General features: G+C 70.2%; 25 protein-coding genes and 1 tRNA gene. 18 read left to right on the plus strand and 8 right to left on the minus strand.

Annotated elements, in window-relative coordinates; all coding sequences use genetic code 11:
* Positions 1-52: 52 nt before the first annotated feature.
* From HQ603_RS08255 to HQ603_RS08270, 4 genes are all read left to right on the plus strand, one after another.
* Complete coding sequence (locus HQ603_RS08255) at positions 53-1723, plus strand: carboxylesterase/lipase family protein (RefSeq protein ID WP_222684061.1); 1671 nt, start codon at positions 53-55, stop codon at positions 1721-1723.
* Positions 1724-1802: 79 nt separating this feature from the next.
* Positions 1803-2444 (plus strand): LON peptidase substrate-binding domain-containing protein, encoded by a 642-nt coding sequence (locus HQ603_RS08260; RefSeq protein ID WP_235606477.1) that lies wholly within the window; start codon positions 1803-1805, stop codon positions 2442-2444.
* A gap of 72 nt (positions 2445-2516) precedes the next feature.
* Positions 2517-4157 carry a phosphoglucomutase (alpha-D-glucose-1,6-bisphosphate-dependent) gene (pgm, locus tag HQ603_RS08265; protein WP_308126419.1) on the plus strand — a complete coding sequence of 547 codons (1641 nt, stop codon included), beginning with the start codon at positions 2517-2519 and terminating at the stop codon, positions 4155-4157.
* Entirely contained in the window at positions 4154-5497 is a 1344-nt protein-coding gene (locus tag HQ603_RS08270; protein ID WP_308126420.1) for an MFS transporter, read from the plus strand. The genes pgm and HQ603_RS08270 overlap by 4 nt, the downstream gene beginning before the upstream one ends.
* Here HQ603_RS08270 and HQ603_RS08275 read toward each other — a convergent pair.
* Positions 5414-6154, minus strand: coding sequence for a VIT1/CCC1 transporter family protein (locus tag HQ603_RS08275; RefSeq protein WP_308126421.1), 741 nt, complete (start codon positions 6152-6154; stop codon positions 5414-5416). The genes HQ603_RS08270 and HQ603_RS08275 overlap by 84 nt on opposite strands.
* A 94-nt stretch (positions 6155-6248) precedes the next feature.
* On the opposite strand from HQ603_RS08275, the gene HQ603_RS08280 reads away from it, so the two are divergent.
* Together HQ603_RS08280 and HQ603_RS08285 are read left to right on the plus strand one after the other, a co-directional pair.
* Entirely contained in the window at positions 6249-7001 is a 753-nt protein-coding gene (locus HQ603_RS08280; protein ID WP_261773562.1) for a DsbA family protein, read from the plus strand.
* Between the two features lie 98 nt (positions 7002-7099).
* Positions 7100-7175 (plus strand) — tRNA-Ala (locus HQ603_RS08285).
* Between the two features lie 142 nt (positions 7176-7317).
* Here HQ603_RS08285 and HQ603_RS08290 read toward each other — a convergent pair.
* Positions 7318-7671, minus strand: coding sequence for a histone-like nucleoid-structuring protein Lsr2 (locus HQ603_RS08290; protein WP_222684065.1), 354 nt, complete (start codon positions 7669-7671; stop codon positions 7318-7320).
* 249 nt (positions 7672-7920) lie between these two features.
* Between HQ603_RS08290 and HQ603_RS08295 the strand changes: the two genes are divergently transcribed.
* Complete coding sequence (locus HQ603_RS08295; protein ID WP_222684066.1) at positions 7921-8937, plus strand: CobW family GTP-binding protein; 1017 nt, start codon at positions 7921-7923, stop codon at positions 8935-8937.
* On the opposite strand, the gene HQ603_RS08300 is transcribed toward HQ603_RS08295, so the two are convergent.
* From HQ603_RS08300 to HQ603_RS08310, 3 genes are read right to left on the minus strand one after another with little or no spacing between them, the layout of a single operon-like run.
* Positions 8934-9347, minus strand: coding sequence for a molybdenum cofactor biosynthesis protein MoaE (locus HQ603_RS08300; RefSeq protein WP_222684067.1), 414 nt, complete (start codon positions 9345-9347; stop codon positions 8934-8936). The genes HQ603_RS08295 and HQ603_RS08300 overlap by 4 nt on opposite strands.
* Positions 9344-10321 (minus strand): bifunctional molybdenum cofactor biosynthesis protein MoaC/MoaB, encoded by a 978-nt coding sequence (moaCB, locus tag HQ603_RS08305; protein WP_222684151.1) that lies wholly within the window; start codon positions 10319-10321, stop codon positions 9344-9346. Before moaCB ends, HQ603_RS08300 begins: the two co-directional genes overlap by 4 nt.
* Positions 10318-11514: a molybdopterin molybdotransferase MoeA gene (locus HQ603_RS08310; protein WP_222684068.1), complete on the minus strand. Its 1197-nt coding sequence runs from the start codon at positions 11512-11514 to the stop codon at positions 10318-10320. The genes moaCB and HQ603_RS08310 overlap by 4 nt, the downstream gene beginning before the upstream one ends.
* Positions 11515-11580: 66 nt before the next feature.
* Between HQ603_RS08310 and moaA the strand changes: the two genes are divergently transcribed.
* The 3 genes from moaA to HQ603_RS08325 are packed head-to-tail and all read left to right on the plus strand — an operon-like array spanning position 11581 to position 13650.
* Positions 11581-12639, plus strand: a complete 1059-nt coding sequence (gene moaA, locus HQ603_RS08315; protein ID WP_222684069.1) for a GTP 3',8-cyclase MoaA — start codon at positions 11581-11583, stop codon at positions 12637-12639.
* Positions 12632-12874: a MoaD/ThiS family protein gene (locus HQ603_RS08320; RefSeq protein WP_222684070.1), complete on the plus strand. Its 243-nt coding sequence runs from the start codon at positions 12632-12634 to the stop codon at positions 12872-12874. The genes moaA and HQ603_RS08320 overlap by 8 nt, the downstream gene beginning before the upstream one ends.
* Positions 12871-13650, plus strand: coding sequence for a fructosamine kinase family protein (locus HQ603_RS08325; protein ID WP_222684071.1), 780 nt, complete (start codon positions 12871-12873; stop codon positions 13648-13650). Before HQ603_RS08320 ends, HQ603_RS08325 begins: the two co-directional genes overlap by 4 nt.
* Here the strand turns inward: HQ603_RS08325 and HQ603_RS08330 are convergent.
* The gene (locus tag HQ603_RS08330) at positions 13639-14250 is read right to left on the minus strand and encodes a TetR/AcrR family transcriptional regulator (protein ID WP_222684072.1); all 612 of its coding nucleotides are present in this window, start codon (positions 14248-14250) and stop codon (positions 13639-13641) included. The two genes, HQ603_RS08325 and HQ603_RS08330, sit on opposite strands and share 12 nt — an antisense overlap.
* Positions 14251-14344: 94 nt before the next feature.
* Between HQ603_RS08330 and HQ603_RS08335 the strand changes: the two genes are divergently transcribed.
* From HQ603_RS08335 to nrdF, 5 genes are all read left to right on the plus strand, one after another.
* Positions 14345-14902, plus strand: coding sequence for an NAD(P)H-dependent oxidoreductase (locus HQ603_RS08335; RefSeq protein WP_222684073.1), 558 nt, complete (start codon positions 14345-14347; stop codon positions 14900-14902).
* Positions 14903-15274: 372 nt separating this feature from the next.
* Positions 15275-15517, plus strand: a complete 243-nt coding sequence (locus tag HQ603_RS08340; RefSeq protein ID WP_068100502.1) for a redoxin NrdH — start codon at positions 15275-15277, stop codon at positions 15515-15517.
* 99 nt (positions 15518-15616) lie between these two features.
* Positions 15617-16102, plus strand: coding sequence for a class Ib ribonucleoside-diphosphate reductase assembly flavoprotein NrdI (nrdI, locus tag HQ603_RS08345; protein WP_222684074.1), 486 nt, complete (start codon positions 15617-15619; stop codon positions 16100-16102).
* A gap of 11 nt (positions 16103-16113) precedes the next feature.
* Positions 16114-18276, plus strand: a complete 2163-nt coding sequence (nrdE, locus tag HQ603_RS08350; RefSeq protein WP_222684075.1) for a class 1b ribonucleoside-diphosphate reductase subunit alpha — start codon at positions 16114-16116, stop codon at positions 18274-18276.
* Positions 18277-18394: 118 nt separating this feature from the next.
* Positions 18395-19357: a class 1b ribonucleoside-diphosphate reductase subunit beta gene (nrdF, locus tag HQ603_RS08355; RefSeq protein ID WP_222684152.1), complete on the plus strand. Its 963-nt coding sequence runs from the start codon at positions 18395-18397 to the stop codon at positions 19355-19357.
* Positions 19358-19746: 389 nt separating this feature from the next.
* Here nrdF and HQ603_RS08360 read toward each other — a convergent pair whose 3' ends face one another.
* The gene (locus HQ603_RS08360; RefSeq protein WP_222684076.1) at positions 19747-20220 is read right to left on the minus strand and encodes an NUDIX hydrolase; all 474 of its coding nucleotides are present in this window, start codon (positions 20218-20220) and stop codon (positions 19747-19749) included.
* Position 20221: 1 nt separating this feature from the next.
* Positions 20222-21289, minus strand: coding sequence for an ABC transporter substrate-binding protein (locus tag HQ603_RS08365; protein ID WP_222684077.1), 1068 nt, complete (start codon positions 21287-21289; stop codon positions 20222-20224).
* Between the two features lie 158 nt (positions 21290-21447).
* Here HQ603_RS08365 and ctaD point away from each other — a divergent pair, with 158 nt between their 5' ends.
* From ctaD to HQ603_RS08380, 3 genes are all read left to right on the plus strand, one after another.
* Complete coding sequence (gene ctaD, locus HQ603_RS08370; protein WP_222684078.1) at positions 21448-23253, plus strand: aa3-type cytochrome oxidase subunit I; 1806 nt, start codon at positions 21448-21450, stop codon at positions 23251-23253.
* Between the two features lie 63 nt (positions 23254-23316).
* Positions 23317-24561, plus strand: a complete 1245-nt coding sequence (gene serB / locus HQ603_RS08375; protein WP_222684079.1) for a phosphoserine phosphatase SerB — start codon at positions 23317-23319, stop codon at positions 24559-24561.
* Entirely contained in the window at positions 24558-25364 is an 807-nt protein-coding gene (locus tag HQ603_RS08380) for a peptidyl-tRNA hydrolase (protein WP_371831026.1), read from the plus strand. Before serB ends, HQ603_RS08380 begins: the two co-directional genes overlap by 4 nt.
* Positions 25365-25392 lie beyond the last annotated feature (28 nt).

A 25392-nucleotide genomic window follows, 5' to 3' on the forward strand; every position in this document is an offset into this window, starting at 1 on the left:
GCTACGGTGAGCGCACCGCGGTTCGTCGGGGACCGTGTTCCGGGGGGAAATCATGGTGCTGCCGCGTCTCGTTCTGCCGCGTTCCGTTCGGCGCTCTGTTCTGTCGGGTTCTGTTCTGCTGCGCCGTCTCAGCGTCCTCGTGGCCACCCTGGCCCTGGCGTCGACGCTCACGGCAGCGCCGGCGTCCGCCGTCCCGGTCGTGACGGTGGCCGGTGGCGCGATCTCCGGATTCTCGCGGGACGGCATCGACCAGTACTTCGGCGTGCCGATGGCCGTCGCCGACCGGTACGCCTCGCCGCGGCCGGCGCCAGGATGGACCGGCGTCCGGGAGGCGATCCGGCACGACGATCAGTGCCCGCAGGCGGTGCCGCTGCCGGACCTGCCTCCGAACCCCGTGCTGCCGACGAACCCCGTGCTGCCGCCGATTCCCGTGCTGCCGACGAACTCCGAGGACTGCCTCGGCATCGACCTCTACGTTCCGCCGAACGCCGCGGGCCGATCGCTCCCGGTGATGGTGTACCTGTACGGCGGCGCGTTCGTCGTCGGGAACACCACGCAGTACGACTCGCCGTCCCAGCTGGTGCGCGACGGGGACGTCATCGTCGCGATCCCGAACTACCGCGTCGGGTCGTTCGGATTCCTCGCCCTGCCCGAGCTCGCCGCCGAATCCGGTGGGGCGACGGGCAATCAGGGCATCGAAGACCAGCAGTTCGCGCTGCGGTGGGTGCGGGACAACATCGCCGCGTTCGGCGGTGACCCGTCGAACGTCACGATCTTCGGCGAATCCGCGGGCGGGATGAGCGTGTGCACGCACCTGGCGTCGCCGCGCTCGGCCGGACTGTTCCGGAAGGCGATCGTGCAGAGCGGGCCGTGTTCGCGGAGCCCGCTCGTGCCCCCGAGTCGCGAGGTCGCCTTCGCTCGCGGCGCCGCCTTCGCCGAGGAGATGGGATGCGGCGACGGTCCGGGGCGACTCGCCTGCCTGCGGGGCCTCCCGGTCGACCGGCTGCTGGAGTCCACCACGCACCGGTTCACGAGCCCGAACGCGACGTGGACACCGGTGGTGGACGGCGTCGTGCTCACGGACACGCCGGAGGGTGCACTGCGGGCCGGTGCCTCCGCCGACGTCCCGATCCTGATGGGCAGCAACTCCGAGGAGGGTGGCGCCTTCGTCGTCCTCTTCGATTACCTCGCCGGGCGCGTGCCCACGGCCGAGAGTGTCGCCGCGTCCGTGCGTGAGGTCTATCCGGAAGACGCGGACGCGATCCTGGCCACGTACCCCGTCGACGCCTACCCGACGCCGGCCGACGCCCTGTCCGCGGTGTGGACCGATTCGCTGTTCGCGTGCCCGACCGTCGTCACGGCGGACGCGGCCCGAGCCGGTGGCGCGCGGGTCTGGCAGTACCGCTTCACCGAGGCGCCGCTCGCGCGCGGTGGTCCGCTGCTGCCCGGGGCGTTCCACGCCGCCGACGTGCCCTACCTGTTCTCCCGGCTGGGCGGCATCCCGGTGCCGTGGACGGGCTCCGCCGCTGCCCTCGCCGACCGCATGAAGCGGACCTGGGCGACCTTCGCGCACACCGGCGACCCCAACGGCCCCGGTTTGCCCGCGTGGCCGGACTCCGGCGCGCCCGGCCACCCCGCCCTGCAGTTCGACCGGGACCGCGCCGGGCCGGTCACCGACGTCGCCGACGTCCACCGGTGCGGGTTCTGGGCGGGCGTCTCCTGACCCGATCGTGTGCAGTAGTCCGTGCTGTCCACGGATTTCCGCACACGATCCGGGCGGTTGCAGTGGCACAGTGGAGAGGGTGACCACCCACTCGCCGCTGCCGATGTTTCCGCTCGGCAGCGTGATCCTGCCCGGTGATGCGCTCCCGCTGCACGTCTTCGAGCCGCGGTACCGCGCGATGATCGAGGACATCGTCGTCGGCGACGCGCAGTTCGGGGTGGTGCTGATCGAGCGGGGCCACGAGGTCGGCGGCGGCGACGTCCGCGGGACGGCGGGGGTCATGGTCCGGGTCGACCAGGCGGTGCAGACGCCCGACGGTCGGTACGTGCTCGAGTGCACCGGACTCCACCGCATTCGCGTCCTCGAGTGGCTGCCGGACGATCCGTACCCGCGCGCCACCGTCGAGGACTGGCCGGACTCCGACCACGAGCCCGCCCGCGACGAGCAGTACCAGCAGGTGCGCGACCTCACCGAGCGACTGTTCGACGTCCTGCGCGACATCTCCGAACGCCGTGACCTGCCGCCGCCGGAGACGCCGGTGCTCGATCCGGCCGGGGCGTACGGCGAGCCGACGTCCCTGTGGGAGTTCGCGTCGTCGCTGCCGCTGGGGTCGGCGGACCGCGCGAAGGTCCTCACGGCGGAGACGCCGGGGGAGCGGCTGCGGGTACTGGCGTCGGCGGTCGAGGACGTCACTGCCGTCGCCGAGTTCTCGCGGGGATAGGGTCGAGGAATTCGACAGGTCGACAGGGGTCGACAGGTCCGACCGGAGTCGTCGGCAGCGAGGAGAACGAACGTGGCGCACGAGCGAGCGGGACGACGCGCGGAGCCGTCCGATCTGGTGGACCTTCCGCATCTGGTCACCGCGTACTACACGCAGAAGCCGGACCCCGAGAACCCCGATCAGCAGGTGGTGTTCGGCACGTCCGGGCACCGCGGATCGAGCCTCGACGCGGCGTTCACCGAGGACCACATCGTGGCCACCACGCAGGCCATCGTCGAGTACCGCACCGAGCAGGGCATCACCGGGCCGCTGTTCCTCGGCCGGGACACCCATGCGCTGTCCGAGCCGGCCTGGGCCTCGGCGCTCGAGGTGCTCGCCGCGAACGACGTTGCCGTGCTGATCGATTCGTCGGATCGCTACACCCCCACGCCGGCCGTCAGTCACGCGATCCTGCGGCACAACGCATCCGGTCCCGCGGCGCAGGCGGACGGCATCGTCGTCACGCCGTCGCACAATCCGCCCCGCGACGGCGGATTCAAGTACAACCCGCCCAACGGCGGTCCCGCCGACAGCGATGCGACGTCGGTCATCGCCGCACGCGCCAACGAGATTCTGCGGCAGGGAGTCTCGTCCGTGCGGCGCGTGCCGCTCGCGCGGGCGCTGGCGCAGTCCGCCGAGAAGTACGACTACCTGGGGACGTACGTCGACGACCTTCCGTCCATCCTGGACCTCGACGCCGTGCGGTCCGCCGGCGTGCGCATCGGCGCGGACCCGCTCGGCGGAGCAGCGGTCGACTACTGGGGGGCGATCGCCGAACGTCACCGGCTCGACCTCGAGGTCGTCAACCCGCTCGTCGACGCCACGTGGCGCTTCATGACGCTCGACACCGACGGCAAGATCCGCATGGACTGCTCGTCGCCCAACGCGATGGCGTCGCTCATCGAGGTGCGCGACCGGTACGACATCGCCACCGGGAACGACGCCGACGCCGACCGACACGGCATCGTCACGCCCGACGGCGGCCTGATGAACCCGAATCACTACCTCGCGGTCGCGATCGACTACCTGTTCTCGCACCGACCGGACTGGTCGGCGGACACCGCGGTGGGCAAGACACTGGTGAGTTCGTCCATGATCGATCGCGTGGTGGCCGCGCTCGGCCGTCGGCTGGTCGAGGTGCCCGTCGGGTTCAAGTGGTTCGTCGACGGATTGGTCACGGGGACACTCGGTTTCGGCGGGGAGGAAAGTGCCGGCGCGTCCTTCCTGCGGCGCGACGGGTCCGTGTGGACCACCGACAAGGACGGTATCGTCCTGGCGCTGCTGGCCTCCGAGATCACCGCCGTCACCGGCGAGACCCCGTCGCAGCGGTACGCCGCGTTGGCCGACCGCCACGGCGCCCCGTCGTACGCGCGCACCGACGCCCCCGCCTCGCGGGAGCAGAGGGCCGTGCTGGCGAAGCTGTCGGCGGAGCAGGTCACCGCGACCGAGCTGGCCGGCGAGCCCATCACCGCGACGCTGACCACGGCGCCCGGTAACGGGGCGGCGCTGGGCGGGCTGAAGGTGACCACCGACAGCGCGTGGTTCGCCGCGCGCCCGTCCGGCACCGAGGACGTCTACAAGATCTACGCCGAGTCGTTCCGCGGCGACGATCATCTCGCCGAGGTGCAGGCGGCGGCGCGCGAGCTGGTGTCGTCCGTGCTGTCCGGAGCGTGACCCGGCCGGAGTCCCCGAGCTCGGCGGCTCGCGGTTCGACCGATCGGGACATTCGGATCCTGATCTCGGCGGCGTTCGTCATCGCGCTGGGCTTCGGCATCGTCGCTCCGGCTCTGCCCGGCTTCGCCCGGAACTTCGGGGTCACCGAGTTCGCGGCGACGGCGATCATCAGCGCGTTCGCCGCCACCCGGTTGCTGTTCGCGCCCGCGTCCGGCGCGCTCGTCCAGCGCATCGGTGAACGACGGGTCTACATCACCGGGCTGACCGTCGTCGCCGTCTCGACGGGACTGTGCGCCGTGGCGCAGACGTACTGGCAACTGCTGCTGTTCCGGTCGCTCGGCGGCATCGGCTCCACCATGTTCACCGTGTCGGCTCTCGGGCTCCTGATCCGCATCGCGCCGCCGGACCGGCGCGGCCGGGTGTCGGGGATGTACGCGTCGAGCTTCCTCGCCGGCACCGTGCTGGGACCGTTCGTGGGCGGGGTGGTCCTCGAGATCGGCGGTCTGCGAGCGCCGTTCGTGTTCTACGCCGTGACGCTCGTGATCGCCGCGGCCGTCGTCGCGGTCGGCCTGCGCAGCCCGGTCAAGGACGTCGACCTCGAGTCGGCGCCCGTCGCCGTACGGTTCGCCGACGCGGTCCGGTCGCCGATCTATCGGTCGGCGCTCCTGTCCAACTTCGCCAACGGCTGGGCCGTGTTCGGGGTACGGACGGCGATCGTGCCGCTCTTCGTCGTCGGTGCACTGAACCAAGAGGACTCGATGGCGGCCATCGCGTTGGCGGTGTTCGCCGTCGGCAACGCCGTGGTGCTCGTCCCGGCGGGTCGGTGGTCGGACCGGTACGGCCGCAAGCCCTTCCTGATCGCCGGCCTGGCGGTCTGCGGCGCGACGACGGCCGGTATGGGGGTGTCCGGGTCGACGGTCGTGTTCCTGGTGCTCACCTTCGTGGCGGGCGTCGGTTCGGGTCTGATCACGCCGACCCAGCAGGCGGCGGTGGCCGACCTCGTGGGGTCGCGGGCGCGGGGCGGTCCGGTGCTGGCGGCGTTCCAGATGGCGATGGACGTCGGGTCCGTCATCGGACCGCTCGTCGCCGGTGTGCTGGTGGAGGAGCTGTCCTACGCGTGGGCCTTCGGGACGTCCGGGGCCATTCTGCTGGTCGCCGCGGTGGGCTGGTCGGTCGTGCCCGACACCATCGGACGACCGCTCGTGGCCGACCCGGCAGCGGAGCCGACCGACGATCCCCGGACGACCGGCCCGGCGTCAGCCCGCCAGGCCGACCCCGATGAGCGAGCCGACCGCGTACGTCGCGGCGACGGCCAGTCCGCCGAGGACCAGCTGCCGTAGCGCGCCCAGCACCGTCGACCGTGCGGTGAAGTGCGCGGCGATCGCGCCGGCAGCCAGGAGGCCGACGCCGCCGCACGCGAGTCCCGCGGCGAGCGAGGCGAATCCCAGCAGGAACGGGATCAGCGGGATGATCGCGCCGACCGAGAACAGGACGAACGACGAGCCCGCGGCCACCCACGGCGACGGCTTCTCGTGCGGGTCGATGCCCAGCTCGCGGGAGATGTGCAGATCGACGGCGCGGTCGGCGTCGGTGTGGATCTCGCGGGCGGCGGTGGTCGCGGTGCCCCGAGTCATGCCCATGTCGGTGAGCATGTCCACCAGCTCAGCCTCCTCGGCGTCCGGGTACTTCCGGAACGCGGCGCGCTCGGTGACCACCTCGGCGTCGATCTGCTCGTTCTGCGTGGTCACGGAGGTGTACTCGCCCAGCGCCATCGAGAACGCGCCGGCCACCAGGCCCGCCACGCCACTGAGGACCAGGGTGTGCGTCGTGACGCCCGCACCGCCGACGCCCGCGATGAGCGAGGTGTTGGTCACCAGACCGTCCATGGCACCGAACGTCGCCGCACGGAGCCACCCGCCGGAGACGTCGGCGTGGGAGTGGTCGACGTCGTGGGGAACGATCGGGGCCGATCCGTCGGAGTCCTGAGCTGTGGTCACTGCCGAGAAACTACGCCCGGTTCCGCTGCGCTGCCAGCAAGCGTCGGCTACCCTCAGCTGCGCTTTCAGGGTGGTATCAGGCCCCCGTGGCACCATGAACGCCGTGAACGCGAAGAACCCCGGGTCGTCGAAGTACACCCCGCAGAAGTCGTCGTCCGCCTCCACCTACGTGCTGGGCGGCCTCGCGTTGCTGGTGATCGCGGTCGTCGTCATCGGGGGAGTGCTGTGGCAGAACTCCCGGACCAGCCCGCGGGCCGACGGGTACGGCTCGGTGAAGAACCCCGACGTCGTCGCCTCCGTGGATGCGGACGGGGTCATCGCGGTGGGGCTGCCCTCGGCCACCCGCACCGTCGACGTCTACGAGGACGCGATGTGCCCGTACTGCGCCGAGCTCGAGCAGACCCACGGTCAGGAACTGGCCCAGAAGATCGACGAGGGCGCGATCACCGTCCGCTATCACATGCTCGACTTCCTCAATCAGCTCTCGGCCAGCGGAACCTACAGCACGCGCGCCGTCGCGGCCTCGCAGTGCGTGGCGTCCAGCGGGGATGCGATCGCGTTCTCGGCCTTCCACAGCGCTCTCTTCGCCGCGGAATTCCAGCCGAAGGAGCGGGGCGGCGAGGATCACACCGACGCCCAGCTCGCCGACGCCGCACGGGATGCCGGCGCGTCGGACGAGGCCGTCTCCTGCATCACCGACGGCTCCCGCGTGGACGCCGCGGCGCAGAGCGCGGCCACGGGCAGCCAGGCCCTCGCGGCCACCGGTTCACGCGGGACGCCGACCGTCGTGGTCGACGGCGCCGTCGTCGACACCACCGACAGCGAGTGGGTCGCGAACCTCGGCTGACCGGGTGTGATTGGGCAGCGGCCAGGCGATTTGGCGCCCCGATGGGCATGGTGTAACTTTTTCTCCAGTGTTCACCGGACGAACTCGTTGGGTGATCCGGGGCTATGGCGCAGCTGGTAGCGCACCACACTGGCAGTGTGGGGGTCAGGGGTTCGAGTCCCCTTAGCTCCACCATCACCGACACCCCCTCTCGAGGTTCGAGAGGGGGTGTCGTCGTATGCGGGGCCGGCCAGGACCTGCTCAGCGGCACACGGGTAGGGCGAACGGGCGGGATCCCGCCAATCGGGCGCGGTGGTGTGCGGTCCGGCAGGTCGGGTCAGGCGTGGGCGGCCTCGTACGCCTGCTGCACCTCGGCGGGAATGCGCCCCCGCGGCGCGAGGGTGTACCCCGCTCCGGCGGCCCACTCCCGCACGGCGCGGGCCGATTCCGGCGAACGCCGGCCGGTCTTGGCCCGTCCCGTCGAGCGCGCCGCGGACGTGCCGGCGGACCGCACCCGCGTCGCGTGCTCGACGTAGCGGCCGAGGGTGCGGCGGAATTCCGCGGCATTGTCCGGGCCGAGGTCGATTTCGTAGTCGACGCCGTCGATCGAGAAGACGATGTGTTCACCGTCCTCGCCGAGGGGACTCCGGTCGATATCGTCGACCAGTTCGATCACGACCTTTTTCGCCATTCGCGCTTCCTTCGTCGACCCGGCTGTTTCGGGCAGACTACACGCTTCGGACATTCCGGGTGAAGGGGCCTCGACGCGCCGTAACCGTCTGTCCGACAGTCGAATAGCGCCGATCGGTCGACGCTCTGTTCCTGTCTCGATCGGATCACGATTCGCGGACGACAATGGCACGGCGGTCATTTGCGAGGCAGAGACCAGAGACCGGCGACGCGGCGCACGGGGGAGAACGCCGCCCCGTATCCTCGTCGCATGCCCGGTACGGTTCCCGTCGTTCTCGTCGCCGGCTACCTCGGCTCCGGCAAGACCACGATGCTCAATCACGTCCTCCGCCGAAATCGCGGCATCCGCCTCGGGGTGATCGTCAACGACTTCGGCTCGATCGACATCGATTCCATGCTCGTGGCCGGGCAGGTCGACTCCGTGATCGGGCTCGGCAACGGGTGCCTGTGCTGCGCCGTCGACAGCGAGGACCTGGACGAGATGCTCGGCACGCTCACCGGACCGAGCTCCCCGGTCGACGCCGTCGTCATCGAGGCCAGTGGACTCGCGGAGCCGCGCGCTCTCATTCGGATGGTGCTCGGCAGTACGCACCCCGGAGTGCGGTACGGCGGGCTCGTCGTGGTCGTGGACGCCGTGAACATGACGGACTCGGTGGACCGGCACCCGGAGCTGGGCCACCACCTGGCGCTCGCCGATCTGGTGGTGGTGAACAAGAGCGACCTGGTCGACGACGCCCGCCGGACCGAGATGCGTGACCTGGTCCGTCGGCACGCCCCGGGCGCGCCGGTGGTGATCACCGAGCACGGCCGGGTCGACGTGGCCCTGCTGCTCGACCCGCCGGAGCGGACGGACGACGACGGGCCCCGCCAGCTGAGCCTCGACGACCTCCTCCGCGAGGACGACCACGACCACGACGCGGACCACGAGCATCTGCACGACACCTACCGCAGTGTGGCGGTGGAGACGTCGCGTTACGTCGACCCGCGCGCCCTGATCGCGCTGCTGGAGGACCCGCCGGCGGGTCTCTACCGGTCGAAGGGCTTCGTCCGCTTCACGACGGGCCGTGGCCGGTTCCTCGTGCAGACCGTCGGGCGGCACATCGTGATCGAACGGGCCCCGGCGCGGGGGAGCACGGCTCTGGTGTTCCTCGGCGCGGGCATGGACGACGACGTCGACGCGGTACTCCAGGGCGTGTTACGGGATCGCCCCGCGACGGACGAGGAGATGCTCGTCGTCCACCGCTACCTGCGGAACCAGGAGATCTAGAGCCCGACCCACTCGCTGGTGCCCTCGGGGAAGCGCTGCCGCTTCCAGATGGGCACCTCGGATTTGATGCGGTCGACCAGGGTCTCCAACGCGTCGAACGCGGCGGCGCGGTGCGGGGCGGCCACGGCCGCGACGAGCGCCGTGTCACCGATGGTCAGGTCGCCGACCCGGTGGACGGCGGCCGTCGGCAACCCGGACGCCGCCGCGGCGTCCTCGCAGCAACGACGCAGGAACGCCTCCGCGTCGGGGTGGGCCTGATACTCGAGCGCGGACACCGAGCGACCGCCGTCGTGATCGCGGACGACGCCCCAGAACACCAGCACCGCACCGTGAGTCGGTCCGGCGACGAAGTCCGACACGGTCGCCGGATCGATCGGCTCGGCGGAGATTCGGGCGAGAACGGACGTCATTCGTGTGCTCCTCCGCCGCGCACCTGCGCGATCAGGTGATCGAGAATCGGGTCGAGGACGGACAGGCCATCCTTCACGCCGCCCGGTGACCCGGGCAGGTTGACCACCACCGTGCGCCCGGCCACACCGACCAGCCCGCGGCTCATCGAGGCGTGCACGGTCGCGCCCAGTCCCACGCGGCGAATCTCCTCGGCGACGCCGGGCAGTTCGCGGTCGAGGATCGCGCGCGTCGCCTCGGGCGTGGCGTCGGTGGGGGACACACCCGTGCCACCGGTGGTGACGATCAGGGCGGGTCCGCCGTCCAGCGCGTCCTGCAGTCCGGCCGCGATGTCGGCGTCGGCCACCACCACCGGCCCACGGACGTCGAACGTGCGCTCGGTGAGCCAGGAGACGAGGCGGGGTCCGGTGGTGTCCTCGCGGGTGCCCGCGGCGCCGGCCGTGGACGCGACCACCACGACCGCGGTCCGGTCGCCCAACGGCGCGGGCGGCAGGGCGGGCTCCTCGCGCGTCCAGACCCCGCGCTTGCCGCCTTCCTTGCGCAGCAACCGGATTCCGTCGAGCACCGCGGCGGGATCGACCGCCTTCACCATGTCGTGCAACGTCAGACCGGCCACCGCGACAGCGGTGAGCGCTTCCATTTCCACGCCGGTCCGGCCGGTGGTGCCCGCGGTCGCTTCGATCGCGATGGTGTCCTCGGCGAGGTCGAACGAGATGGACACCGACGTCAGCGGCAACGGATGGCAGAGCGGGATCAACTCGGAGGTCTTCTTCGCCCCGCCGATGCCCGCGATCCGCGCGGTGGACAGAACGTCGGCCTTCGGCAGGCCGTCGGCGCGCACCAGCGCGACCACCTCGGGCGTCGTCCGCAGCACCCCGGCGGCGACGGCGACGCGCGTCGTCTCCCGCTTGGCGCCGACGTCCACCATCCGCGCGCGACCGTCGGAATCGACGTGGGACAGACCGAACTCGTTCACAGGGGCCACACTCGCACAGTGGCGCCGGCGGGGACCTCGGTGGTGTCCTCGGGCAGGTCGACGAGGACGTCGGCGGCGGCCAGGGAGGCCACCAGGTGCGAGCCGGGGCCGGAGGTGGTGATCCCGCCCGGGGTGCGTCGGCCGCGCAGGAACTGACGCTTGCCGGGGATCGAGCGCACCGCGTCCACCAGGATCGCGTCGTCGGGACGCAGTGCCGGGAGTCCGGCGAGGTCACGGAGGACCGGCCGGGCGAAGATCAGGTACGAGACCAGGGTGCTCACCGGATTGCCGGGGAAGCTGATCACGGGCGTGCCGTCGAGGTCGGTCCAGCCCTGCGGCCCGCCCGGCTGCATGCCCACGTGGCCGAAGGTGCCGCCGCGCGGTCCCAGGACGTCGCGGACCACCTCGAAATCGCCCATGGACACCCCACCGGACGTGACGACGACGTCCGCCCGCGTCAGCGCGTCGTCGAGCACCGCGGCGAAGTGCTCGGCGGAGTCGGTGCTGCGGGTCCGGACGGTCACCTCCGCGCCGTCGGCGATCGCGGCGGCGGCGAGGGTGGGCCCGTTGGAGTCGTAGAGGCACCCCGGGCCGGGTTCCGTTCCGGGCGCGACCAGTTCGGCTCCGGTGGCGACGACCGCCACGCGCAGGCGAGGCCGCACCGCCACGCTCGCGTGACCGACGGCGACGATCGCGCCCACGTGGCGCGCCTCGAGCCGTGTCCCCGCCGGGACGACGACGTCGCCCACTCGGACGTCGCTGCCCTGCTCGCGGACGTACTCGCCGGATCGCCGGGACCGCCCGATCCGCACACGACCACCGACGGCCTCCGTGTCCTCCACGGGGACGACCGCGTCGGCCCCGCGGGGGACGGGCGCGCCGGTCATGATCTTGCGGGCCGTGCCGGGGACGTGCGCGTCGCCGCCGTCGTCTCCCGCGGCGACCACTCCGGTGACGTCGAGCTCGACCGGGACCTCGGCCACCGCGGCAGCATCCACCGCGTATCCGTCCATCTGCGAGTTGCGGAAGCTCGGAACGTCAATCAGCGCGCGCAGATCGGTGTGGGCGACGCGTCCGTGGGCATCCTCCACGGCGACGGTGTCCGGCCCGCGGCGGGACAGTGCCGTCCGGATCAGCCGGTCGACCAGAGCGGCGTGATCGGCCACCGAACGTGTGCTGTGCCCCTGCGTCATCGGTTCATCGTAGGAGCCGGGCATACTCGGACGAGACAGCCGAGACGGAACGAGGAGGTGAGACCGGTGACAGTGGTGAGCATGGGGATTCCCCGACTGCCGGGTCAGCGCTCCCTCGCGGCCGACCGCCCGGACGTCCCCGTCCTGCTGGACCGCTTCGGCCGCGTGGCTCGCGACCTGCGCATCTCGGTCACGGAGAAGTGCTCGCTGCGCTGTACCTACTGCATGCCCGCCGAGGGACTGCCCGGGCTGGACGCGGAGCAGGTGCTGAGTGCCGCCGAGATCGCCCGGTTGGTCGGGGTCGCGCACCGCGAACTCGGCGTCCGGGAGGTGCGGTTCACCGGCGGGGAACCGTTGGTGCGCAAGGACATCGTCGACATCGTGGCCCGGTCCGCGACCGCCGCGCCCGACGTGGCGCTGTCGATGACCACCAACGGCATCGGTCTCGACCGCCGCGCCGCGGCACTCGTGCAGGCCGGGCTCGGGCGCGTGAACATCTCCCTCGACACGGTCGACCGCGCGCACTTCGCCGCGCTGACCCGGCGCGACCGGCTCCCGGCCGTCCTCGCCGGCATCGACGGGGCGCTGGCCGCCGGTCTGGCGCCGGTCAAGATCAACGCCGTCCTCATGCGCGAGACGCTCGCGGGAGCGGCCGACCTGCTCGCGTGGTGCCTCGAGCGGGGAGTGGCGCTGCGGTTCATCGAGCAGATGCCGCTCGACGCCGACCGGGAGTGGGCCCGCTCGACCATGGTGCCCGCCGCGGAACTGCTGGCCGTCCTGCGCGAACGATTCGACCTGACGGAGATCGGCCGGTCCGACCCGTCGGCACCCGCCGAGGAGTGGACCGTCGACGGCGGTCCGGCGACGGTCGGCATCATCGCCTCCGTCACCCGATCTTTCTGCTCCGACTGCGACCGCACCCGGCTCACCGCCGAGGGCACGGTCCGATCCTGCCTGTTCAGCGACGTCGAGACCGACCTGCGCGCGGTGCTGCGCCGCGGCGCCGACGACGCCGAGATCGCCGACCTCTGGCGCGGCGCGATGTGGGAGAAGAGCGCCGGCCACGGCATGGACGACGCGGGTTTCGTCCCGCCGGAGCGATCGATGGGGGCCATCGGTGGTTGAGGTGCGCTACTTCGCCGGGGCGGCCGACGCGGCCGGAACCTCCGCCGAGACGCTCGACGCGACGCCGGACCTCACCGTCGGCGAACTCAAGGCCCTGCTGTCCGCACGCCACGGCGCGCGGCTCACGCCCGTCCTGGACGTCGCCGTCTTCCTCGTCGGCGACGAGATGATCCGCGACGACGCCCGCACGGTCGGTCCGCGGGTCGACGTCCTGCCGCCGTTCGCGGGCGGATGACACTCCGCGAGTCTCCGGACGACGTCGTCAAGCGGCGTGCGGACGCCCATCCGAACTTCTTTCCGGCCGAGGCGGCCGGTCTGGCGTGGTTGGCCGACGGGGGAGCGCGGACCGCGCGGGTGATCGAGGTCGACCGCGAGCACATTCGCCTGGAACGCGTTCCCTCCGCGCGGCCGACGCGCGAAGCGGCCGAGGAGTTCGGGCGCATGCTGGCGCGCACCCACGCCGCCGGCGCTCGGGGGTTCGGCTGCCCACCCGACGGCATCGACGGGACCCTCTTCATCGGCAACCGCACGATGACGTCGACCGTCCACGCGTCGTGGGGCGAGTTCTACGCGGCCGAGCGGGTGCTGCCGTACCTGCGGGTGGCGGTGGACGCGGGCACCGTGACCGCCGACGAGGCCGCCCTGGTGGAGCGAGCCTGCGCGCTCGTGGCGTCGGGCGTCGTCGATCCGGTGGGCGGCGCCGACCGCGTCCACGGCGACCTGTGGACCGGCAACGTCCTGTGGTCGCCGGACGGCGTCGTGCTCATCGACCCGGCCGCGCACGGTGGTCATCGCGAGACGGATCTGGCGATGCTCGCCCTGTTCGGCTGCCCGTTCCTCACCGCGATCCACGACGGATATCGGGACGTGGGCACGCTCGACGACGGGTGGGAGGACCGCACGCCGATCCATCAGCTGCACCCGCTCGCCGTGCACGCGGCCGGGCACGGACGCAGTTACGGCGAGTCGCTGGCGACGGCCGCGGCGGAGACGGTGCGCCTACTCGGGTGACCCGGCCGGTCGGGTGACACGCAGGACCAGGTCCTCCCAGCCCGCCACGAGGCGCTCGGGCGTCATGCGGCCGTCGCGCAGTTGGTGGAGCACGACGGTGGCTTCGAGCGGGGCCAGAACAGCGTAGGTCAGCAGTTCGACGTCGCCCTCGACGGGCACGGCCCGCAGCAGTCCCGCGACGTGAGTGAAGCCGACGGCCCAGGCGGGGGCGGCGAAGCGGGACGAGCCGGAGTTCTCGGCGGCGCGTAGGAGCTCGCCCTGGACCTCGACGACACCGAAGCGCGCGCGCCCGTAGGCGAGCAGGCGGTCGAGCGGCGGGGCGCCGGGGCCGAGGGGCGGGGGGCCGAACATGAAGGACTGCTGCAGGGCGGTCTCGGTGTGGTCGAGCAGGGCCAGCATCAGTCCGGAGCGGCTGCCGAAGCGGCGGAACACTGTGCCCTTGCCCACACCGGCACGGGCGGCGACGGCGTCCATGGTGAGCCCGTCGGGGCCGCGCTCGTCGACCAGCGCCACGGCCGCATCGAGCAGCAACCGGCGGTTTCGTGCCGCGTCGCAGCGTTCGGTGTCGCCGTTCGCCAGGGGGAGCAGGGCGTCTGTCACACCGTCAGCTTACGCATGCGGAACAAAAGTGGACTATGGTCCGGTTGTTCGTCGGGGTACTCCCGGATCGATCACCGTCTGCGAAAGGACCACCATGTCTCGCGTCATCGCCCTCGTCGGCAGCCTCCGTGCCGAGTCCGTCACCCGCCGCCTCGCCGAGACCGCCGCGTCCGTCGCGCCCGAGGGCGTCGTGGTCGACATCTTCGAGGGCCTCGGCGACCTCCCCTTCTACAACGAGGACATCGACAACGCCGACGCCCTCACCGCCCACCCGGCCGTCGATCGCCTGCGGACGGCCGTCGTCGACGCCGACGCCGTGCTGCTGCTCACGCCCGAGTACAACGGCACGATTCCCGCCGTGCTGAAGAACGCCATCGACTGGGCGTCGCGTCCGTTCGGTGCCGGCTCGATCAAGGGCAAGCCGACCGCGGTCATCAGCTCCTCGCCGAGCGCGAACGCCGCCCGCTGGGCCAAGGACGACACGGCGAAGGCCGCGCGCATCGCCGGGGCCACCGTGCTCGACGACGCCGACCTGGCCATCGGCAGCATCCTCTCCGCCATCGACGGCAAGCACCCCCGTGACAACTCACAGATCGCGGGCGACGTCGCTGCCGTGGTCACCGCTCTCGACGCCGCGCTCGTCGACGCGTGACGACGCCGGGTGGGCGCGTCGCCGCGACGCGCCCACCCGTCGCGACACGCCGTGATTTCCCGGTTCGGCCCAGGTAATTCCACGACTGTCATTACAAGTTGTGGTGTTGCCTTGCTCTGTCGGACACCAGGTGTAGTGTCTGGAACTACGAGAGGCCACCACGGCTCCGGCCCGCGAGTCGGGGACGCCAGGCCTCCGGGCGGGGTGTCGTCGACCGACACCGGCACGGCCTCTCGGGGCCGACGTCGGGGGGTCGGAGGCTCTGTGGTCGGCACCAGCATCGCGTCACCAGCATCGTCCGAACACCGCACCGTCCGAACACCCGCACCGCCAGCACGCGACACCCGTCACGCGAGAGAACGAGGACACCCGATGAGCGCCACCACCGTCACCGTCTACACCAAGCCCGCGTGCGTCCAGTGCAAGGCGACCTACCGCGCCCTCGACAACGCCGGTGTCGAGTACGACGTGGTGGACATCTCGCTCGACCCCGAGGCCCGCGACTACGTGATGGCGCTCGGCTACCTGCAGGCCCCCGTCGTCGTCGCCGGCGACGAGCACTGGTCCGGCTTCCGCCCGGATCGCATCAAGTCGATCGTCACCGCCGCTGCCTGAAGCGCCCCGGTCGTCCCGGAGGGCGATCAGTAGTCCGGTCGGCCCCGCGGGTCGACGTGGACATCGGTGTCCGTCGTCGTCGTGCGGGAGGTGAGAAGCGTGACCGAGTCCCTGGTCTACTTCTCCAGCGCGTCCGAGAACACCCACCGGTTCGTCCGCAAACTGAATCTGCCCGCGACGCGCATCCCGATCTCGTCGCGTGACGCGGCACTGCACGTCGACCGTCCGTACGTGTTGGTCCTGCCGACGTACGGCGGCGGACTGACGGCCACGGGACGCGACACGTCGTACGTCCCCAAGCCCGTCATCCGGTTCCTCAACGATCCCCACAACCGCTCTCTGATCCGCGCGGTCATCGCGGCCGGCAACACCAACTTCGGGGAGTCGTACTGCTTCGCGGGTGACGTGATCGCCGCGAAGTGCCACGTTCCCTATCTCTACCGCTTCGAGTTGATGGGCACTCCCGAGGACGTCGACCGCGTCCGCGAGGGACTCGCCCAGTTCTGGGACCGCCACGACGGTGAGAACCCGAGTGGCGCCACCCGGCCCGCTGACACGACCCGCATCATCACCGCCACCCCGTAGGAGTTACGCCCATGGCCCCGACCGTCACGGACACGTCCCCGGCGACGTCCCGATCCGACGCATCGGATCTCGACTACCACGCGCTCAACGCGATGCTGAACCTCTACGGGCCGAACGGGGAGATCCAGTTCGACAAGGACCGTGAGGCGGCGCGGGCGTACTTCCTGCAGCACGTCAACCAGAACACCGTCTTCTTCCACAACCTGGACGAGAAGCTCGACTACCTGGTCGAGGAGAACTACTACGAGGCCGAGGTGCTCGAGCAGTACTCGCGGTCGTTCGTCAAGACCCTGCTCGACCACGCCTACTCCAAGAAGTTCCGGTTCCCGACGTTCCTGGGCGCGTTCAAGTACTACACCTCGTACACGCTGAAGACGTTCGACGGGAAGCGCTACCTCGAGCGGTTCGAGGATCGCGTCGTCATGGTGGCGCTGACCCTCGCCGCCGGTGACGAGGTGCTGGCGCGGCACCTGGTCGACGAGATCATCGCCGGCCGGTTCCAGCCGGCGACGCCGACGTTCCTCAACTCGGGCAAGAAGCAGCGCGGCGAGCCCGTCTCCTGCTTCCTGCTGCGCATCGAGGACAACATGGAGTCCATCGGTCGCTCGATCAACTCGGCCCTGCAGCTGTCCAAGCGCGGCGGCGGAGTGGCGTTGCTGCTCAGCAACATTCGTGAGGCCGGCGCGCCGATCAAGCGCATCGAGAACCAGTCGTCCGGCGTCATCCCGATCATGAAGCTGCTCGAGGACTCGTTCTCCTACGCCAACCAGCTCGGCGCCCGGCAGGGTGCGGGTGCGGTGTACCTGCACGCGCATCACCCCGACATCTACCGCTTCCTCGACACCAAGCGCGAGAACGCGGACGAGAAGATCCGCATCAAGACGCTGTCGCTGGGTGTGGTGATCCCGGACATCACCTTCGAGCTGGCGAAGAAGAACGAGGACATGTACCTGTTCTCGCCGTACGACGTCGAGCGCATCTACGGTGTGCCCTTCGCGGACGTGAACGTCACCGAGAAGTACCACGAGATGGTGGACGACAAGCGCATCCGCAAGACCAAGATCAAGGCGCGCGAGTTCTTCCAGACCCTCGCCGAGCTGCAGTTCGAGTCGGGCTACCCGTACATCATGTTCGAGGACACGGTGAACCGGGCCAATCCGATCGACGGCAAGATCACCCACTCCAACCTGTGCTCGGAGATCCTGCAGGTCTCCACGCCGTCGACGTTCAACGACGATCTGTCCTACAGCCATGTGGGCAAGGACATCTCGTGCAACCTCGGCTCGCTGAACATCGCCAAGACGATGGACTCGCCGGACTTCGCGCAGACCATCGAGGTCGCCATCCGCGGCCTGACGGCCGTCTCCGATCAGACGCACATCACCTCGGTGCCGTCGATCGAGGAGGGCAACAACAACTCTCACGCCATCGGCCTCGGGCAGATGAACCTGCACGGGTACCTCGCTCGCGAGCGCATCTTCTACGGCAGCGAGGAGGGCATCGACTTCACCGACATGTACTTCTACACGGTGCTGTTCCATGCGCTGCGCGCGTCGAACCGCCTCGCCATCGAGCGTGGCACCTCCTTCGGTGGGTTCTCCGCGTCGAAGTACGCCTCCGGTGAGTTCTTCGACAAGTACACCGACCAGGTGTGGGAGCCGAAGACCGCGCGGGTGCGAGAGTTGTTCGCCGACGCCGGAATTCACATCCCGACGCAGGCCGACTGGGAGCAGTTGAAGGCGTCGGTGCGCGAGCACGGCATCTACAACCAGAACCTGCAGGCGGTCCCGCCGACCGGGTCGATCTCCTACATCAACTACTCCACCAGCTCCATCCACCCGGTGGCGTCGAAGATCGAGATCCGCAAGGAAGGCAAGATCGGCCGCGTCTACTACCCGGCGCCGTACCTGACCAACGACAACCTGGATTACTACCAGGACGCGTACGAGATCGGGTACGAGAAGATCATCGACACCTACGCCGCGGCCACGCAGCACGTCGATCAGGGCTTGTCGCTGACGCTGTTCTTCAAGGACACCGCCACCACCCGCGACATCAACAAGGCGCAGATCTACGCGTGGCGCAAGGGCATCAAGACGCTGTACTACATCCGGCTGCGGCAGATGGCTCTCGAAGGCACCGAGGTCGAGGGCTGCGTCAGCTGCATGCTCTAGCAGGTGGCTCCGTGCCCGGTAGGGTCGGAGAGAAGGTCGGTGAGGGCGTGTCACGCCCGGTCACGAGCATCGCGGTGCGGCCGCGAAACAGGGTCGACTCAGCAGGTAGGAAATCATGGTGAAGCTCATCGATCGCGTGTCCGCGATCAACTGGAACCGCGTGCAGGACGACAAGGACGCCGAGGTCTGGGATCGCCTCACCGGCAACTTCTGGCTCCCCGAGAAGGTGCCGGTGTCCAACGACATCCCGTCCTGGCAGACCCTCACCGAGCACGAGAAGCAGCTCACCATGCGGGTCTTCACCGGCCTGACGCTGCTCGACACGATCCAGGGCACCGTGGGCGCCGTGTCGCTGATCCCCGATGCGATCACCCCGCACGAGGAGGCGGTGTACACCAACATCGCGTTCATGGAGTCGGTGCACGCCAAGTCCTACTCGTCGATCTTCTCCACCCTGTGCTCCACGCGGGACATCGACGACGCGTTCCGCTGGTCGGAGGAGAACCCCAACCTGCAGCGCAAGGCGTCCATCGTCATGGACTACTACCAGGGCGACGACCCGCTCAAGCGCAAGGTCGCCTCGACTCTTCTCGAGTCGTTCCTCTTCTACTCGGGTTTCTACCTGCCGATGTACTGGTCCTCGCGGGCCAAGCTCACCAACACCGCCGACCTGGTCCGCCTGATCATTCGCGACGAGGCGGTGCACGGGTACTACATCGGCTACAAGTACCAGCGCGGGCTCGAGACGCGGTCCGCCGCCGAGCGCGAGGAGCTGAAGAACTACACCTTCGACCTCCTCTTCGAGCTGTACGAGAACGAGACCGAGTACACCCAGGACCTCTACGACGAGGTCGGGCTCAGCGAGGACGTCAAGAAGTTCCTCCGCTACAACGCCAACAAGGCGCTGATGAACCTCGGCTACGAGGGGCTCTTCCCCAAGGACGAGACCGACGTCAACCCGGCGATCCTGTCGGCGCTCTCGCCCAACGCGGACGAGAACCACGATTTCTTCTCCGGCTCCGGTAGCTCCTACGTCATCGGCAAGGCCGTCAACACCGAGGACGACGACTGGGACTTCTGATTCCCTGCTCGTGAACGGGGCACCACCGGTCCGGTGGTGCCCCGTTTCGCGTGTCGGGGGTCGGGGTCGGCGCGCGAGTTTCCCCACACGATCCGCCCCGATCCCGCGGATCGGCAGAACTTCGGCCGATAGTGCGGCAGAACTCGCGGACCCCCGGCGGGAACCTGCGCAGGTTGTAGCCATGTGCACGGGTTGCAACCGGTGAGGGTGGCGGGAACCTGCGCAGGTGCTCAGTCGCGGCGGCAGGTTCCGGCGGTGTCCTGTCGCCGCGCCCAGGGCGCGAGTTTCGCCACACGATTCGCCCCGATCCCGCGGATCCGCAGAACTCCGTCCGATAGTGCGGCAGAATCGCATACCAGGGTGGCGGGAACCTGCGCGGGTGCGCGGACCTACCGCCGGAACCAGGCCTCCGGGCCGTGGTGGAGGGCCTTGTCGATCCTGAGCCGGGAGGTGTCGGTGAGGTCGGCCGGCAGGTCACTCGCGTCGAACCAGCGAACGTCGGTGTTCTCGTCGTCCGCCACCCGAGCCTCACCGGAGACGTGCCGGGCGAGGAAGCAGAGGTCGAGGTACTGCGTGTGGTCGCCGTTGGGATAGACGATCGGCTCGGTCACGTCGACGCTGGTCAGCCGAACGAGCTCGGCCACCACACCCGTCTCCTCGGCGATCTCGCGCAGGGCGGCCGGGCCGGGCTCCTCACCGGGCTCGAGCACCCCGGACACGACGGCCCAGCGACCGTTGTCGACGCGGCGGGTCAGCAGAATTCGATCGTCGGCATCCAGGACGACGACGCTGACGCCGGACAGCCAGAGCGGGGCGTGGCCGATCTTCTCGCGCAGGTCGAGGATGAACTCGGGGACCGGCACGTCAGACGTACCCGTTGAGAGAGTTCTCGAGGTCGGTGAGGATCGTGCGCGCGGCGATGACCCCGTCGCCCGACCAGGCGGCGTCGTCGACGGCGAAGACGCGTCCGTCGGTGGCGGCGCCGAGGTCCTTCCACGCGTCGCTCTCCATGACGGACCGCCCGTACTCGAGTCCGTCGGGGCCGTCGAAGACCACGTAGATCAGATCGCCCTCGGCGACGGAGAGGTCGTCGGCGGGCAGGGGAGCGGTCGGACCCTGCTGGGGTCCGGGTCGTCGCACGCCGGCGGCGGTCAGGACCTGGCCCGCGAAGCTGTCGTCGCCGAGGACGTCGGCGCCGTCGCCGTGGAAGCGCACCACCGACGCCTCGGTCAGTCGGCTGTTCAGCCGCAGCCCGACGTCCTGCGCGCGGGCGCGGTAGTCGTCGACGGCGCGCGCCGCCGCGTCCCGACGCCCCATCGCCGTGGCGGCGAGGACGGTCCGGTCGGTCCACGACGACGCCTGGCGGGTCAGGACGGTGGGAGCGATGTCGCCGAGTCGGTCGCGCAGGGCCGGGTCGAGGTCGTCGGTGCCGATGATGACGTCGGGCGCGAGGGCTCGTACCGCCTCGACGTCGGGTGCCGATTCGGGGCCGACGGGCGCGATCTGCGCGATGCCGGTGCCGAGGTAATCGGGGCGCGGGAGGGCCGACGGGGGAGCGGTGGGCGCGAGCGGAACGGTGGGCGCCCCCACGACCTGCTCCCACGTGCCGACGGCGCAGGACGCGTCGAGCGCCTCCATCGACAGCACGACGATGCGTCGGGGATCGGCCGGCACCGTGACGGTGCTCCCGCTGCCGACCACGATGCGCTGGTCACCCTGCCGGCCGAACGCGTCGACGGGTTGGGGGAGAGCGCACAGGCCGACGGTGTCGCGCTCGATCCCGACGACCCCCGCGCCGGCCACGTTGGTGGTCGTCCGGACGATGCTCGACGCGTCGTCCCCGCCGGTGTCGCCGCAGGCCGTGACCGTCGTGACCACGGCTCCGACGGTGAGGACGAGTGCGGCCGATCGACGACGGGAGCGACGGAGCATGGCGGTGACCCTACTGGAGGGGACACGGCGTGACGGACGACCTACGACACCGAGTAGGACCCGCGCTTCACATGTAGGCCGTGGGGGTTACGATCCATGTAGCGCACAAACCTGCGTCCACTCCGCTCGCGCGGGGAGACGCGCATTCAGGAGGATCAGTGACTGCCCTAGCGCCCCAGCCAGTCCCCGAGCTGACGGCTTCGCGGCCGTACCCGCCCCGCATGGGGCCCAAGGGCTCGTTCATCCACAAGATGGTGACGACCACCGATCCGAAAACGCTCGGCATCATGTACATGGTCACCTCGTTCGGGTTCTTCCTGTTCGGTGGTGTCCTGGCGCTGCTCATGCGCGCGGAGCTGGCCCTGCCGGGCCTGCAGTTCCTGTCGAACGAGCAGTACAACCAGCTCTTCACCATGCACGGCACCATCATGCTGCTGCTGTACGCGACGCCGATCGTCTTCGCGTTCGCGAACTACATCATGCCGCTGCAGCTCGGCGCGCCGGACGTGGCGTTCCCGCGTCTGAACGCGTTCAGCTACTGGCTCTACCTCTTCGGTGCGCTCATCGCCTCGGCTGGCTTCATCACCCCCGGCGGTGCCGCCGACTTCGGGTGGACGGCCTACACGCCGCTGACCGACGCCGTGCACTCGCCCGGCATCGGCGCCGACTTCTGGATCATGGGCCTGGCGCTGTCCGGCCTCGGCACCATCCTCGGTGGCGTCAACATGATCACCACGGTCATCTGCCTGCGTGCGCCCGGCATGACCATGTTCCGTATGCCGATCTTCACCTGGAACATCTTCGTCACGATGATCCTGGTGCTCCTGGCCTTCCCGCTGCTCACCGCGGCGCTGCTGGGTCTGGCGGCCGACCGTCACCTCGGCGCGCACCTGTTCGATCCGGCCACCGGCGGTGTCCTGCTGTGGCAGCACCTGTTCTGGTTCTTCGGTCACCCCGAGGTGTACATCATCGCGCTGCCGTTCTTCGGCATCGTCTCGGAGATCTTCCCGGTCTTCTCGCGTAAGCCGCTGTTCGGCTACACGGGTCTGATCTACGCCACCATCGCCATCGCGGCGCTGTCCATCGCGGTGTGGGCGCACCACATGTACGCCACCGGCGCGGTGCTGCTGCCGTTCTTCTCGTTCATGACGTTCCTCATCGCGGTGCCCACCGGTGTGAAGTTCTTCAACTGGATCGGCACCATGTGGAAGGGGCACCTGACCTTCGAGACGCCGATGCTCTTCTCGGTCGGCTTCCTGGTGACGTTCCTCTTCGGTGGTCTGTCCGGCGTGCTGCTCGCCAGCCCGCCCATCGACTTCCACGTCACCGACTCGTACTTCGTGGTCGCGCACTTCCACTACGTGCTCTTCGGCACCATCGTGTTCGCCACCTACGCCGGCATCTACTTCTGGTTCCCCAAGATGACCGGTCGCATGATGGACGAGGCGCTCGGCAAGTGGCACTTCTGGGCCACGTTCATCGGCTTCCACGCCACGTTCCTGGTGCAGCACTGGCTCGGCGCCGAGGGCTTCCCGCGTCGCTACGCCGACTACCTGCCCTCCGACGGCTTCACGGTGCTGAACTCGATCTCGACGGTCGGTGCGTTCGTGCTCGGTGCCTCGACGCTGCCGTTCCTGTGGAACGTCTTCAAGAGCTACCGCTACGGCGACCCGGTCACGGTCGACGATCCGTGGGGTTACGGCAACTCGCTCGAGTGGGCCACCAGCTGCCCGCCGCCGCGCCACAACTTCGTGGAGCTGCCGCGCATCCGCTCGGAGCGCCCGGCGTTCGAGCTGCACTACCCGCACATGGTCGAGCGCATGCGTGCCGAGGCGCACGTGGGCCCCGGCCACGGCGGCGGCAAGACCACGGAAACGCTCGAGAAGGCTCGTCGGGCACCGATCGCCACTAGCGACCACGAGTCGTCGGCGGACCGCGATCCGGATTCCGGCCGCCAGCACTGACACTGTTCGACGCGAAAGCCCCTCCCGTCACGGCGAGGGGCTTTTCGCTGGAAAGGGGTTCTCGTGACCAGCAGTGAGCCGGCGTCCGGCCGGGGATCCACATCGATACTCGTGACCGTCACCGGTGGCGACAAGCCGGGCGTCACGTCCGTCCTGTTCGCCACCCTCGCGCGCCACGACGTCGCCGTCCTCGACGTCGAGCAGGTCGTCATCCGCGGCCGCCTGACGCTCGGGGTGCTCGGCGAGTGCCCCGGGGACGTCGAAGCGGTGCAGGAGCACCTCGAGGAGGCGATGGCCACCGTCGGCGTGCACGTCGACGTGGAGGTCGGCAGCGAGCACGGACGCGCACCACTGTCGACGCACGTCGTGGTGGTGCTCGGCCGGCCGGTCACGGCGCGCGCGATCAGCGTGCTGTCCAGCGAGCTGGCCCGCCAGGGCGCGAACATCGATTCCATTCGTGGCATCGCCGACTACCCGGTCACCGGCCTCGAGCTGCACGTGTCGGTGGACCACGCGGTGACCGACGCCGACGAGCGTCTGCGCACCTCGCTCGCCACCGTCGCCGCCGGTGTGGGCATCGACGTCGCGGTGGAGCGGGCCGGCCTGGCCCGACGCGCGAAGCGCCTCATCGTCTTCGACGTCGACTCGACGTTGGTCCAGGGTGAGGTCATCGAGATGCTCGCGGCACGCGCGGGCGTCGAGGACGAGGTCCGCGAGGTCACCGAGGCCGCCATGCGCGGCGAGATCGACTTCGCGGAGTCCCTCGATCGCCGCGTGGCGACGCTGGCCGGACTCGACGCCTCGGTCATCGACGAGGTCGCCGCAGAGTTGCAACTCACCCCGGGCGCCCGCACCACGATCCGAACGCTGCGACGCCTCGGCTACCACTGTGGTGTGGTCTCCGGCGGTTTCCGTCAGGTGATCGAGGGCCTCGCGCACGAGCTCGAGCTCGATTTCGTGCAGGCCAACACCCTCGAGATCGTCGACGGTACGCTCACCGGTCGCGTGACCGGGCAGGTGGTCGACCGCGCGCAGAAGGCAGTGGCGTTGCGGCAGTTCGCCGCCGAGGTGGGGGTGCCGATGGAGCAGACCGTGGCCGTCGGCGACGGCGCCAACGACATCGACATGCTCACCGCGGCGGGACTCGGCGTCGCGTTCAACGCCAAACCCGCCCTGCGGGAGGTGGCGGACACCGCTCTGTCCTCCCCGTTCCTCGACGCGCTGCTGTTCGTCCTCGGGGTCACCCGGAGCGAGATCGAGGCCGCCGACACCGTCGACGGCCTGGTCCGGCGCATCCCCATCCCGTGATCGAGCCCGACCACGAGGCCGACGCCGCGACCGAGGCCGGCGCCGTGCCCGAGCCCGCCACGTCGCCGGTCGACCGGCACGCCGCACTCGTCCGGATGGCCGAGGCGTCGGACCGGTTCGGCAGCCGCCGTGACCCCGACGACCCCGGCGACGTCCGCGCGATGCCGATGGTGCTGCACATCCCCAAGGCCGATCCGCCGGCGCGATCGGCGCTGCTCCGCGCCGCGGCCACCGCCACCGCTCTCGTGTGTCTCGACCCGCGAGTGGGACCGGACGGGCCGTGGCACGACGAGTACACGGCTTGGCTGGACGCCCGCATTCGCAAGGTCTCCCGTCGCGCCCGCGGCGCGCAGTGGACGGCGGCGCAGCAGGTCGACGGCATCACCACCACCGTCGACGGGGCGTCGGCGCGCGTCCACGTGCCCTGCCGACTGCGTGACCTCGATCCACGCCTGCGCAAGCTCCAGGTCGAGGGCACCGACCTGCCGCCCGACGACGGCACCGACGCGCCCGACCCCGACGCCCTCGAGCTGTGGGTCGACGGCGCCCTCGACATGACCGTGGGCAAGACCGCCGCGCAGGTCGGCCACGCGGTGATGCTCGCCGCGGGACGTCTGCCGTTCGAGACCGTCGAGCGGTGGTTCGATCGTGGCTGCCCGACCGACGTGCGCATCGCCGACGCGGGTCGGTGGTCCGCGCTGATCGTCCGCGGCGACGACGTCGTCGGGGTGCGCGACGCCGGCTACACCGAGGTGGCGCCCGGCTCCATGACGGTGCTCGCGGACCTGCGCAGCATCGCCTGAATCAGCGCGCCGCTGCGTCGATGGCGGC

Source organism: Rhodococcoides corynebacterioides, from assembly GCF_019834675.1.
GTDB classification, from domain to species: domain Bacteria; phylum Actinomycetota; class Actinomycetes; order Mycobacteriales; family Mycobacteriaceae; genus Rhodococcoides; species Rhodococcoides corynebacterioides_A.